The sequence below is a fragment of the Methylomonas sp. ZR1 genome (assembly GCF_013141865.1).
Taxonomy (GTDB): domain Bacteria; phylum Pseudomonadota; class Gammaproteobacteria; order Methylococcales; family Methylomonadaceae; genus Methylomonas.
The window spans coordinates 3,180,503-3,193,129 of record NZ_RCST01000001.1 but is presented as its reverse complement, the minus strand read 5'-3'; the positions used below and the strand labels follow the sequence as shown (position 1 = coordinate 3,193,129).

The window sequence follows — 12,627 nt, the reverse complement described above, 5'->3', positions numbered from 1 at the left end:
TTATTCCGGCTCATAAAGTAAGACAGCTCAGCGTCGAAAATCTGGTCAGCTTGGGAGAAGGTTTTTGCAAATTTTTTTCGATAGATGCTCTCTAAGGCCTGTGTTAAGATAATTTTGTGTGCATATGTGATGGCAATTTAACGAATCATGAGAGTCGTAATCGATACCAATGTATTGGTAGCAGGGCTGATAGGAAAGACAGGGCCGAATCGGGAAATCTTGCGGCGCTGTCTTGAAGGGGATTTACAGCCCTTTGTTGGCAACGCGCTTTATCTTGAATACCAAGATTTACTCAATCGTGAACATATCCAAGCATTATGCAATCAAACATCGGTTTCTTTGATGGCGTTTCTTGATGGCTTTGCGAGTGTCTGTACCTCTGTGGACGCGCGTTATCTTTGGCGGCCGAATTTGCAGGATGAAGCGGATAATCACCTTATTGAATTGGCTATTGCCGCACGTGCTTCTTACATTATTACCAACAATTTATCTGACTTCGCCAATGCGGAACTTAGGCACATCGGTTTTGAAGTCGTTACACCGCAACAGCTATTGAGGTTATTAGAATCATGACTACCTTATCCATTCGTTTACCTGAAGACATGGCGGAAAGACTGAAAGATATTGCCAAAGCCAGAGGCATTAGCCTTAACAAATTGATGTTTGAGTTTTCCGCACAAGCATTGGCGGAAGATGAAGCCAGGCAAAGGTTTATGGCGGCACAGGTGCGCGGCAATGCGAAACAGGCTTTGAAAATGCTCGATGAATTGGATGCGTTGGGGCTTTGATTGATCTTATGCGTACGCATGTTTTGATGGCTGTTTAGTGTTTTGACACACCCTTTTATAAAGCTCACACTAACAACTGGTCAGATTGGACAGGAGAGATAGATGCATACTTGGCAATTACAAGAGGCGAAGAGCCGATTCAGCGAGGTGGTGGAGCTCTGCCTGAAAGAAGGTCCACAACTGGTGACTCGACGCGGTGAAGAGGCTGTTGTCATCTTGGCCGTTGACGATTATCGGCGCTTAAGCGGTCAATTGCCGCGTTTGAAGGACTGCCTGCTCAATGCGCCACGCGGTGAGGCCTTAGTGTTGGAACGATCCACAGAAGTGATTCGGGATCTGGCTTTGTGAAATATATGTTGGATACTTGTGCGCTCTCTGAGCTAGTCAAGAGTAAGCCCGATGCCAAAGTCCTACAGTGGTTTGAAGCTAGCAAAGCGCACGAGCTTTGCATCAGTGCGATGACTTTGGCTGAATTGCAGCGTGGTGTGAACCGGTTGCCAGAATCAAAGCGCCGATCTGAGCTTACGCTATGGCTACAAGAGTTGGAGATCGGTTTTGAAGATCGAATTCTGGTATTTGACACTAGGGTTGCAAAGGTGTGGGCGCAAATGACGGTTGAGGCAGAGGCACAAGGGAAATCTCTAGCTGCCTTTGACTCGATCATTGCCGCGACTGCCCGAACGCATGGCTGTCGATTGGTTACTCGTAATGTTCGAGACTTCAGCAACGCAGGTATTGAAGCGCTTAATCCTTGGCTGTAAACATGATGGGCTAATCAGCCTCTTGGGACAAAGGGCTGGTTTGTATGCCTGTCAACCTTGGTTCGCAGAAACCATAATCTTGCCATCTTGAAATTGCTCGGTTTTGATCGGTAATGCCGCCTGCAGAGTATTCAGTATTTTGGGCAGGTTGTCGATTTCGAAGCTGGCCGATACCCGAATTTGTTTAAGTGCTTCGCCTCTGTATTGGAAGCTTACTTTGTGATAACGCTGTACTTGGCTTAACACGGTTTCCAAAGGCGCCATCTCAAATACCAGCCGGCCACTTCGCCAGGCAATGATGTTGGCAGCATTGGTGGCAATCGGTGCATCAACTTGGCCTAGTTCGTCGTAGCTAATTTGCTCGCCTACTGCCAATGCAGGGTTTTCGTCGTTAGTCGGCGCGCTGCTCAGGTGCAGCCAAAATGCTGATCGGCTGATGACATGATCCAGCCAACGCGCTCCGGTTATTTTGCTGTCCGGAATGATCTGTACTTGACCTTCAGCGACGGTGACTTGCGTTGTGTTGTTTGCAGAATAAACATTAAAGCGCGTGCCAATATCATGAATGCGGCCATTGCCGGCTATCACATCGAAAGGCCGGTCTATTTCATGGGCCACACTCACGTAAACTTCGCCTTTTTCCAGACCAATCACCCGGCGGTTGCCGGTCATTTTCACCGACAGTTGGGTATCGGTATTCAGGGTGATTTGCGAGCCGTCGGCCAAATCAATCGACTTGCGTTCGCCGACTGCGGTGGCATAGTAATCGGTTAGCCGATACTCATTTAAACCAAAAGTCGTGGTCAAAACCAGCAAGCCCATCAATCCGGTTGTTTGCGCTTTGCGGATGCGTTGTTTACGCTGGATGCGCTTTGCTCGAATTTCCTGTGCCGCTTCCCGAGCCGGAAAGCGGGTGGGTTTTAGTTGATCCAGCTGTTGCCAAAGCTGGAGCGCGCGCTCGTATTCAAAGCGGTTGCTGTCATTTTCTGCCAGCCAATCCTGTAGCTGCTGTTCTGCAGCAGCCGTCCACTCGTCCGAATGTTGAGTAAACACCCAAAATCCGGCTTGTTCCTGGGGCGTACCGCTGAGTTTGTAAGTTTTGGATTTCATCTGGCCAGTCTTGTTTGCGCTTTACCTAATAAGACAGTTGAGCCCTGCTTATCGGGTCAGATTATCGCCCAAAAAATCATGCCCCAGATGCTGAATAAGGTGTTGCCAGGCTTTGAACACATAGCGTTGCGCCGATTTGCTGGAAATGCCCAGTGCTTCGGCAACCTCTGGGTAACTTAAACCATCCAGTTTGCTTAAGATAAAGGCATGCTGCACGACTTCAGGCAGTTGCAGCAAAACCGATAGAAAACGCTCCAGTTGCTGCTGGATTGCGACCGTCGTTTCCGGCGCAGGCAGTGGGCAAACCAGTTGCTCCAGCTCTACCGGTTCGTCTGGCGTATACCGCAACCTGACCTGTTCGTGATCGTAGGCGTTTTTGCTGAGATTGGCGGCGGTTTTGAACAAATAGGCCCGGTGGTTTTCGATGGCCGGCAGATTGGGATGCTGCATTAATCGCAAAAAAGCTTCCTGGGTAATATCTTCCGCGATTGTGACATTGCTTTGGCGTTCAGCAAATGCCAGAAGCTCCTTGCCGTGTCTGCGGAATAGTTTGTCCAGTAATGTATTCATGCGTTTTTGATCGAGGCAGGCTTGATGCGGTCAATCGGGTTGGTTTTTTGGGTAGAAAACCTTGTCGGGCAGCAAAAAATATTCCATTTAACTGGCTTCGGGTTTTTTCATGGCAGGTGTTATTCGTAAAATCCCAATGTATTCATGCGGTTAGCTTATGACTAAAACGCTAATCTAGCCGATGTTTTGACAACGCACCCAGTGCTGGCATGCAATTTTTAAGAAAAATCGTGGCATATGACTTATTTTCTTGTCGGAGTAAGTGAAATCTCATACCCGATAGATATCAATAATCGTCCAGGCGGGCTCCTGCCAGCAATTTTCCGGTTCGGTACAAGATGTGTTCGACTTGACGTTCCGAAACGCAAAGTTCCGCTGCGATTTGCCGCTGGTGTTTGCCGTCCAAACGGCGCAGCCACAAAATCTGTCGGTTGAGTAACGGTATGCTATGGAGCCAATTTTCTATTGCCAACCATTGTTGCTCGCTCTGCACAAACCGCTCAGGTTGGGGAGAAGGGCAGAGCCAGTCCTCGTCCAAAGTACCGCCGTCCCGCGCTTGTTGCCGGGCTCGGCTGCGCAAATAATCCAAGGCCAGATTACCGGCCACCCGGTATAAAAATGCCCTTTGGTTGGTGATTTGTTTTTGCTCTGGATATTCAGCGATATGCAGATAGGTATCTTGTAGCAAGTCCGCCGCCGCTTCCCGGCAATTGACCTGGCGCCACAGAAATTGTTGTAGCTCGGTTTGGTAGCGGATGTAGGCGGCAGTTAAGGGCGGGTAATGGTTGTTCATCGACTTGTATCAAAAAATTTACCGCTTTTAAAACTGTGCCTCAGCACTTGTGCGCGCCGAACAAATCCATTCGGCTGGAGCGCAAGTCATCGGCAACGCGGCAATGATTTAAAAATAATCCCTTTTGGACGAACCCCAACACGACAAGCGCCCAGCCGCCAACCGACCATGGAAGAGAGATATTAGGGTCAATGGTAGTCAGGGGGCTAACAGGTCAAAAATGTTGGGGTTCGTTATTTCAAGCCAACCTACGGCCCTAGCCAGCGCGAGTGGTAAACGAGCAAACAGATGATTTTGAAGCTAGTAATCCAATCGTAATGATCCGATAAATGAGATAGGTTCTCCCGGCAAGGCTCCAGTGCTATCCTGCACCCGTGAACCCCGGAAATAATCCTTATCCAATAAATTGTTGACATTGAATTGAGTGGTCAACTTCGAACCGCCGATTTTCCAGTTATAAGACACCATGGCATCCACGCGCACAAAGCCGGGCAATTCATAGGTATTATCATTGTTGCCGGCGCGCTGGCCTTGGGCAAACATACCGGCACCGATTTTAAAGCGCTCGTCAGGATGAAAGGTCAGCCACAAGCTGCCTGAGTGTTCTGGGACATTGGGTAAACGATTCCCTTGTTTGGATGTCACCCCCCAGGGTGCAAAGTCATTGTCTTTAGTAAAGATCGCATCGGTATAGGCATAAGTGCCGAGCAGGCTCAAGTAATCGGTGAGCTCGCCGGTCAGGTCAAGCTCTATCCCCTGGCTTCTTGCCTCGCCAACAGGAATTCTATAGGGCAGGCCCGGCACGCCGGTCAACATGTTTTCCTTGGTTAAATGGTAGTAGGCGAGATTGGACGACAAACGGCCGTCGAAAAACTCGGTCTTAAATCCAATTTCATATTGAATGCCAACTTCCGGCTTATTGACCGTTTTGGTGGGGGTTAAGCCGTTATTGGTACCGATGGATTCCACGTAATTGCCGAACACGGATAGCCATTCCCACGGTTGATAAACGATACCGAATCGGGGATTCAATCGGTTGTCTTCTCTATCATCAATACTGATTGGCTCCGAGCAACAACCGGTACCATAGTCCAGGATGTCGTAACGCGCGCCGACCAAGAAATGCAATTTATCCCATAGGGTGATTTGGTCCTGTGCGTAAACACCATACCATTGATCTTTTTCCTGCCACCAGAAGTCGTTTGGTACGACGTTGATCGCATTGGCATCCAGCATGTGATTATTAGGATTAAAAATATCCAGCGCCGGTATCACACCATAGGTCCAATGGTTGTCATAGGTATCGGTGGTAAGCTTAAAGTAATCGCCCCCTATCAAGAGCTTATGCTTTAGGCCGAAGGTGTCGAATTCGCCTGAAATATCCAGATTGGTGGCAAAACTTTCCCTGTCTGTTGGCCCCGTCATCAAGGCTCGATTGATCGTTTGCTTGTCGGCATTGATGCTGCCCGCCGGGAAAATCGAGTTGAATTCGTGTGTCCATTCATGCCAATTGAATTTGTGTTCTATCTTCCAGTGGTCATTGAAGCGATGCGAAATGATGGTGGCGATTTGATTGCTATCCATGGAGCTATTGTTAACCGCCGCATCGCCGACAAAAAAACTTTTGGGAACCTGCGCAGGACGGTTACCGACGGCAGGAATACCAAAATCCATCACATAGTCGTCATGTTGGTGTTCGAGCTGCACCGTCATCTCGGTTTGATCGGAAAGGCGCCAAGTCAAAGATGGGGCGACATAAATCCGCTCGTTCTCGTTGTAATTGCGGAATGAGTTGTTGCTCGAATAGGCAATATTTAAACGGTATAGCAATGATTTACCGTCGTCAATTGGGCCTGTCGCGTCCGCCGTTGTGCGATATAAGTCGTAAGAACCGAACTGTTGTTGCAGAGAGTAATGCGCTTTATCCAGTGGTTTCTTGGTAACGTAATTAACCAAACCTCCGGGCTGGGTACGACCATAAAGCATGGCCGCTGCTCCTTTTAGAACCTCAACCCGCTCCATGCCAGCAGGCTCGAAGTAGCCCGTGTTTTGCCTGAGACCATCCCGGTAAATGTTCGCTCCTAAACTAAAGCCACGAACAATAAAGCCTTGGTACAAATCGCCGAAGTCGAAATTGCGCTGTACGCCGCTTACATTCCGGATAACTGCGTCGTCAAATACGACAATTTGCTGATCATCCATCACAGCTCTAGGTACAACCTTGATAGACATCGGCGTTTCCATGATCGGCGTATCTGTCTTGGTTGCCGTGGATGCGTGAGATCGGTTGTAATCAGGGTTGTAGGGATCGGTCGAGTCATAAACCGCCTTCCCCAAAACCGTCACCGCCGGCAAAGTCGATGCCGCATTACTCCCCGAATCCACCACCTTGATAGCCACCGAGTCCTCACCGGTAAAGCTGTACGTCAAACCGCTACCCGCCAGCAGTTTTCTAAAGCCTTCTTCGATGGTGTACTCGCCATCCAGCCCGCTAGTGGTTTTGCCGTCGGTCAACGTGGCTTCCGCTGAAAATAGTAAGCCGGAGCTAGTCGCAAACTGCCTTAAGGCCTGACTCAACGAGCCGCCGCCAATATGGTAGCTGCGCTTAATGCTGGCGTGGCCGTTACTGCTTTCCGCATGGACGGGAGCGGATAGGGTTAATGCGGAGGCCAGTAGAATGCCTTGTATGGCTAAGTGCAATCGCGAGGGTGCCAAGCTCGATTTGCTGGTGTGTAGCGTCGATGACATCGGTTTTATCTCCTGTAAAAAATGCGGTTCTCATCACCTATGTCAATCGAGACTGAAAAAGCGGAACTGGAAATTGAAAAAATTTGAAATATTTTTTAAGTATTTGTTTTTTTGTAAAAAAATTGAGTTTTTGGTGTAAATGCGTAGGGTGGAGTGCGCCTCGAACCCCAACACGACAACCGTTGAGCCACCCGCTAACCATGAAAGCGAGACACCGCGACCCATAAAGCCATCAGCAACCGATAAAAGCTAAACTGATCGAAAGTGTTGGGGTTCGTGCCTCACCCCAACATGCCCTTGAGCCACGCTACGTAAGCTTGATTTGCAGGAGGTGGGGCGATGCTGGGAGCGATTACCGAGACGATAGGATCATTTCGAAATGCGTGACAGGATGATGTAGCTGGCTTATCAGGGAACGGCCAAGTCGATTGAGGAGATGGGAAGTAACTCACTCATGAAACATCAAGATGGATTTTGTTAGACGTATATTGGTGCACCAAAATTTGAATAATATTTTGATACGGCACGCCATTTTCCAGTCCCTTTTTCTTTAACGCATAAAGATCGTTTTCAGAAAGTCTGATGGAAACTGATTTTTTCTTTTCGTGTTTCAAAAAATCTTGCAGTTCTACCAGGCGCTCCTGAATATTGCCTTTACTGCGCCATTCATCGTTTTCAACACTATCGAGAATGTCTTGTTCAAAAGCATCTAAATTTAGCTTAGTCATCATTTGCCGCCTTGTTGTAACGTTTATTCATTTTTCGGGAAGGGATAATCGTCTTTAAAAAAATGCTGTTCTCTTCTTCAACGTAAGGCACGATGTAAACATAATTTTTTATGGCGATTAAGATGATAAAAACCGATTGATTGGGATATTTTTCAGAATTTGGATGCGCCAAATCATCGAGTACATGTCCCATTTCAATGGCTAATAAGACATCCTCAAAACCAATCCCTCTTTCCGCTTTTAGCAAAGCGTTTTTTTCAGGAGAGAAATATACTTGTTTTTGCCTGTATGCCATACGATGTATGGTATTTTCTCAAGCAAGGTGCAGTCAACTAATACTCGGTGTATAGCGATGTTAAGTTGTCTGGCGCGCTTAGCGCGGCAGGACTTTAACCCAGAGCGGCAATGGGTTTGTTATCTTGACCGGCAAGTTGGTAGCCAACGAAGCCAGGATTTTGTCGGTATCCTTGAGCGGGAAGGAGCCGATGATGCGCATGTCGGCAATTTCCGGGGCGCAGGTGACGTAACCTTGCCGGTAACGATTCAGTTGTAGCAGAAACTCGCTGAGCGGGATGTCGTCAGCGACGATGACGCCCTGGGTCCAGGCGGGTTTGTCGAGTTTGTTTGGCTGTATGGGTTCGATGCGATCAGCTGCAAACCGGGTATTTTGTCCGGCATGTAGCTGCTGTTTAGGGCTGATAGGATGGGCTGGCTGGATTTCCACGCTGTCGGCAAATACCGTGACCTCGCTGCGGTCGGCTTGTTGGCTGACACTAAAACGGGTGCCCAGCGCCCGAATCCGGCCATCCTGGGTATCGACCACAAAGGGGCGCTGCCAACCTGCGTTATCCTTGGCGGTCTCGATATAAATTTCCCCGGAGACCAGTTGCAAGCGCCGCAAATCAGCGCCGAATGCCACGTTCAAGGCGCTGCCGCTGTCCAGCACCACTGTCGAGCCGTCCGCCAAAGTGATCGTTTGGATTTGGCCTTGGGCGACATGGTAATCCGCCGTCCAGGCTTGCCAATAGCCGGCACGTGAAAACTGCCAGCTCGCCAAGCCGACGCCGCCGAGCAATACCAAATGTTTGATAGCGCGTCTGCGCTGCAAATCCGGCGCCGTCAAGGCGGCTAAAGCGGCTTTGGGTGGCAGCGCTTTAAAGCGCTCGATATGAAATTCTACTCTGGACCAAGCGGTTTGATGGTCGGGATGTGCGGCTAACCAGGCTTGCCATTGCGCGGATTCATTGGCTTGCACTCGTCCGGATCGGAATAACGCAAACCACTCGGCTGCTTCAGCCAGAATGCGCGGGTCGATTTCCAGGGGGCGTTTTTGTTGCATCTGGGATTAAAAGCCTGCACTTAAGCACTGAAACATGGCTTGTGCCACGTATTTTCTGACCATGCGGTCACTGACGCCTAATTGCCGACCGATTTCGGCATAGGAGAGGTCGTCGAGTTGCGCCAACAAAAAGGCCTTACGCACTTTTGCCGGTAGTTGATTGAGTAATTCGTCGATTTCCCGCAAGACTTCGAGCACGATGGCGCTATCCTCCGCCGAAATGACCCGCTCCTCGGGATAGGCCGCGAGTCTCGCCAGGTAAGCCTGTTCAATGCTGTTGCGCCGCCAGTGATTGATCAGCAGGCGTTTGGCGATGGTGGTCAGGTAGGCACGGGGTTCGTTGAGACTTGGTGTGTCTTTTGCGGCGATGACGCGCAGAAATGTATCTTGGGCATGATCTTCCGCCTGCAGGCGGTCCTGCACCCGTTTTTCCAACCATTGCAGCAGCCAGGGGTGGTGGTCCTGATACAGGCGGGTGAGGTCTTGTTGGCCGTCGTCAATACACTCTGTGCTCATCGATTTAGTTTTACATGCCCAGTTTACAAAAGGTCTTACGCTTTGCCGTTAATGCCTTCGGCCTAGCGGCCCGGCTTTTTTTGCAAACTCAAAACTAAGCAAGAACTGCTCCGAAGTCGTTAATTTAGGCGGCTTGTCTGTTTGGGGTTTTGAAAAAATAAATAAAATCATTTTCTTACAGTTGCTCACGCTCATGCGCATGGTCGAGCCGAGGAGTGCGCCGCTTCGAAACCGGATGTCTAAAATGCGTGATTTGGCGTATTTTGTTTGAGAATGCGTGAAATCATCTAAATCCCATTGGCCCCGCCGTTGAGGTATGGATCGGCCCTGTTACACGCCATCGAAATGGGTGTGGTTCAACGGGGGGCGTAAGTTAAGATGTGCAAAAACTCATCGGCTTAAACGACATGTCTCATTCCAATGACCCTTACTCGGAAACAAGGCGGCTGTTCAATATTTTCAGCGGCTCGGTTGGCAATCTGGTGGAATATTTTGATTGGGCCATTTACGCGGCGTTTGCCTTGTACTTTGCCCCGGCTTTTTTTCCGGAAGCCGACCAAACTGCCCAGTTGTTGAATAATGCGGCGATATTTGCGGTGGGCTTTATTTTTCGGCCTTTGGGCGGATGGTTGCTCGGCAGTCTGGCAGACCGCAAAGGCCGCAAAAGCGCTTTGCTGCTTTCGGTCAGCTTGATGTGTTTAGGATCCTTAATCATCGCTTGCACGCCGGGCTATGCGGTAATTGGTATGTGGGCGCCGGCCTTGTTATTGTTCGCCCGCATGTTGCAGGGCTTTAGTATCGGCGGCGAATACGGCAGCTCCGCCACTTATCTAAGCGAAATGGCCGCACCCGAGCGGCGCGGCTATTACTCCAGTTTTCAATACGTCACCATCGTCTTGGGGCAAATTCTGGCCCTGGGTTTATTGATGCTCTTGCAAAAATGCCTGTTGAGCAGCGCAGAGCTGCATGATTGGGGTTGGCGTATCGGCTTTATCGTTGGCGGCTTGCTGGCGGTGGTGGCGATGGGCTTACGCGGCAACATGGCCGAGACCACGGCTTTTGTTGAACAACAGACTTTTCCCGGCCAACGCGCCCAGCTACGGGAACTGCTAAACTATCCCAAACCGGTAATGACGGTGGTGGCTTTGACCGCCGGCGGGACCTTGTCGTATTACACCTTTACTGTCTACATGCAAAAGTATCTGGTCAACACCACCGGCTTTAGCAAGGACGATGCCACCACAATCTGCACGCTGGCCTTGATCGTGTTCATGTTGCTGCAGCCGTTGTTCGGATTAATTTCGGATTACCTCGGCCGCCGTACGATGCTGATTGCCTTTGGCGCCGGTGCAACCCTGTTTACGGCGCCATTGCTTGATCTATTGGGCCACGCGCAAACCATGGCTTCGGCGTTGGGTTGGTATGTTTGTGCATTGCTGATTGTCTCGGGCTATTCGTCAGTTAACGCCATCGTCAAAGCCGAGCTGTTTCCGGTGCATATTCGGGCCTTGGGGGTGGGGTTTCCCTATGCCTTGACCGTAGCGATATTCGGCGGCACCGCCGAGTATCTGGCTCTTTGGCTGAAAAGCCTGGGACACGCGGAATGGTTTGCATACTACGTTAGCGCATGCGCGGCCGTATCGATGCTGGTGGCCTTTACGATGAAAGAACCTATGCGGCTGTCTCGCTTGGACGGATAGTTGGGCTAGTTCTTGCCCATTATGACCACGAATCAGCTAATCAACACCTAAGCACATGCGGAACTTTAGGTGGATAAGCCTCGTGTATCCAGCATACTTGCCGGATACGCTTCACCTAAAAAAGCGCGGAATTTATTAAAAAGTGCGCAGCCACGCTGCCCAAATACCCTAGGGCAATCACCGGCGTCCATTTCAGATGAGTCATGAAGGTGTAAATGCCCTTGGCTTGGCCCATAAGCGCCACGCCTGCTGCCGAGCCGACCGACAACAAACTGCCGCCAACACCCGCCGTCAGCGTGACCAGCAGCCATTGACCTTCCGACATCTCGGGGCGCATGGCTAAGATTGCAAACATTACCGGAATGTTGTCGATCAAGGCCGAGATCAGGCCAACTAAGACATTGGCAGGCGTTGCGCCGAGTTCGCCGTACAGAAACTCTGATAAATGGCGTAAATAGCCGAGAAACTTCATACCACCCACACACAGCACCACGCCGTAGAAAAACAGCAAGGTATCCCATTCCATGCGCGCCAAATGATGAAAGACGTCGAAGCGCATACTGTCCTCGTCGTCGGCAGCGGGGTTTTCCTCGCCGGACATCGGGTCAAGGCCCAGTTCCGGTTCGTCGCGGTGGGTAATATGCAGAAAATAGCCGAACAATTGCAGATAGGTCAGACCAGCCATCATGCCCACCGCAGCCGGCATGTGCAGGCTATTCTGAAAGCCAACTGCCGTGAGCACCGTGAGCAGGAATAACACCACGATACGTTTGGCGCCGCGACGTGTGACAACCTGGGCATGAAGAGGGCTTGGCTGAGTTTTCGGAATGGCAAAATGCATGATGGCAGCGGGAATCAGGAAGTTAAGCACCGATGGCACAAACAACGTGAAGAATGCCCAGAACTCGATGATGCCTTTTTGCCAGACCATCAAAGTGGTGATGTCGCCAAAGGGGCAAAACGCGCCGCCGGCATTGGCGGCTACCACAGTATTGACACAGGCAATGCCAACAAATTTGGGATTATCCTTGCCGACCGCCATGACCACTGCGCACATCAACATTGCAGTAGTCATATTATTGGATACCGAGGAGATCAGAAAAGCTAGGACTCCCGTTACCCAAAACAGTTGGCGATAACTCAAACCTTTGTTAACCAGCCAAGCCCGCAGGCTATCAAAAACCCGTCTCTCCTCCATGGCATTGATGTAAGCAATCGAGACGATCAGGAATAGCAACAACTCGCCATAATCCAACACATCGTGCCGAATCGCCGTTTCCGCGACCGACGACAAGCCTTGATCCTTATAAACCAGAGCAATTGCCACCCAAATCAATGCCGCCGCCAACATCATCGGCTTGGATTTGCGTAATTCCAAGACTTCTTCCAGCACTACAAGTAGATAAGCGACTGCAAACAGGCCCACACACAAATATCCGACCCAATGCCCGCTCAAATCCAGCGCTTGGGATAAGGTCTCAGCGATTGCCGGCGTGGGCAGGAAAAACAATGCGCTGCCAATCAAACCGAACAAACCCTTGTTTAACTCTTTCATATGATTATCCATCTGCATG

At 50.1% G+C, this 12,627-nt stretch carries 14 protein-coding genes; 5 read left to right on the top strand and 9 right to left on the bottom strand.

All coding sequences use genetic code 11. The annotated features are described in order from the left end of the window. Window positions 1-147 precede the first annotated feature (147 nt). From DDY07_RS14415 to DDY07_RS14400, 4 genes are all read left to right on the top strand, one after another. The gene (locus DDY07_RS14415; RefSeq protein WP_129871352.1) at window positions 148-573 is read left to right on the top strand and encodes a putative toxin-antitoxin system toxin component, PIN family; all 426 of its coding nucleotides are present in this window, start codon (window positions 148-150) and stop codon (window positions 571-573) included. Then, on the top strand, window positions 570-788 hold the full coding sequence (locus tag DDY07_RS14410; protein WP_171696365.1) for a ribbon-helix-helix protein, CopG family: 219 nt from the start codon (window positions 570-572) through the stop codon (window positions 786-788). The genes DDY07_RS14415 and DDY07_RS14410 overlap by 4 nt, the downstream gene beginning before the upstream one ends. Before the next feature lie 102 nt (window positions 789-890). After that, complete coding sequence (locus tag DDY07_RS14405) at window positions 891-1,136, top strand: type II toxin-antitoxin system Phd/YefM family antitoxin (protein ID WP_171696364.1); 246 nt, start codon at window positions 891-893, stop codon at window positions 1,134-1,136. Between the two features lie 5 nt (window positions 1,137-1,141). Further along, the gene (locus DDY07_RS14400; RefSeq protein WP_253734735.1) at window positions 1,142-1,549 is read left to right on the top strand and encodes a type II toxin-antitoxin system VapC family toxin; all 408 of its coding nucleotides are present in this window, start codon (window positions 1,142-1,144) and stop codon (window positions 1,547-1,549) included. A gap of 51 nt (window positions 1,550-1,600) precedes the next feature. Here the strand turns inward: DDY07_RS14400 and DDY07_RS14395 are convergent, their stop codons facing one another. From DDY07_RS14395 to DDY07_RS14360, 8 genes are all read right to left on the bottom strand, one after another. Next, entirely contained in the window at window positions 1,601-2,659 is a 1,059-nt protein-coding gene (locus tag DDY07_RS14395; protein WP_171696362.1) for a FecR domain-containing protein, read from the bottom strand. A 48-nt stretch (window positions 2,660-2,707) separates the two neighbouring features. Continuing rightward, a complete protein-coding gene (locus DDY07_RS14390) occupies window positions 2,708-3,229 on the bottom strand; it encodes an RNA polymerase sigma factor (RefSeq protein WP_171696361.1) in 522 nt (173 codons plus the stop codon). A gap of 286 nt (window positions 3,230-3,515) precedes the next feature. Continuing rightward, on the bottom strand, window positions 3,516-4,022 hold the full coding sequence (locus DDY07_RS14385; RefSeq protein WP_171696360.1) for an RNA polymerase sigma factor: 507 nt from the start codon (window positions 4,020-4,022) through the stop codon (window positions 3,516-3,518). 300 nt (window positions 4,023-4,322) lie between these two features. Beyond that, window positions 4,323-6,770, bottom strand: a complete 2,448-nt coding sequence (locus tag DDY07_RS14380) for a TonB-dependent receptor (RefSeq protein ID WP_171696359.1) — start codon at window positions 6,768-6,770, stop codon at window positions 4,323-4,325. Between the two features lie 452 nt (window positions 6,771-7,222). Beyond that, entirely contained in the window at window positions 7,223-7,498 is a 276-nt protein-coding gene (locus tag DDY07_RS14375; protein ID WP_171696358.1) for an antitoxin, read from the bottom strand. Next, a complete protein-coding gene (locus DDY07_RS14370; RefSeq protein ID WP_101052155.1) occupies window positions 7,491-7,793 on the bottom strand; it encodes a BrnT family toxin in 303 nt (100 codons plus the stop codon). The genes DDY07_RS14375 and DDY07_RS14370 overlap by 8 nt, the downstream gene beginning before the upstream one ends. 78 nt (window positions 7,794-7,871) lie before the next feature. After that, window positions 7,872-8,837 carry a FecR domain-containing protein gene (locus tag DDY07_RS14365; protein ID WP_171696357.1) on the bottom strand — a complete coding sequence of 322 codons (966 nt, stop codon included), beginning with the start codon at window positions 8,835-8,837 and terminating at the stop codon, window positions 7,872-7,874. 6 nt (window positions 8,838-8,843) lie between these two features. Beyond that, window positions 8,844-9,353 (bottom strand): sigma-70 family RNA polymerase sigma factor, encoded by a 510-nt coding sequence (locus DDY07_RS14360; protein ID WP_171696356.1) that lies wholly within the window; start codon window positions 9,351-9,353, stop codon window positions 8,844-8,846. 407 nt (window positions 9,354-9,760) lie between these two features. Between DDY07_RS14360 and DDY07_RS14355 the strand changes: the two genes are divergently transcribed. Beyond that, a complete protein-coding gene (locus tag DDY07_RS14355; protein ID WP_171696355.1) occupies window positions 9,761-11,053 on the top strand; it encodes an MFS transporter in 1,293 nt (430 codons plus the stop codon). A gap of 115 nt (window positions 11,054-11,168) precedes the next feature. Here DDY07_RS14355 and nhaD read toward each other — a convergent pair whose 3' ends face one another. Continuing rightward, complete coding sequence (gene nhaD / locus DDY07_RS14350) at window positions 11,169-12,608, bottom strand: sodium:proton antiporter NhaD (protein WP_171696354.1); 1,440 nt, start codon at window positions 12,606-12,608, stop codon at window positions 11,169-11,171. Between the last annotated feature and the right edge of the window lie 19 nt (window positions 12,609-12,627).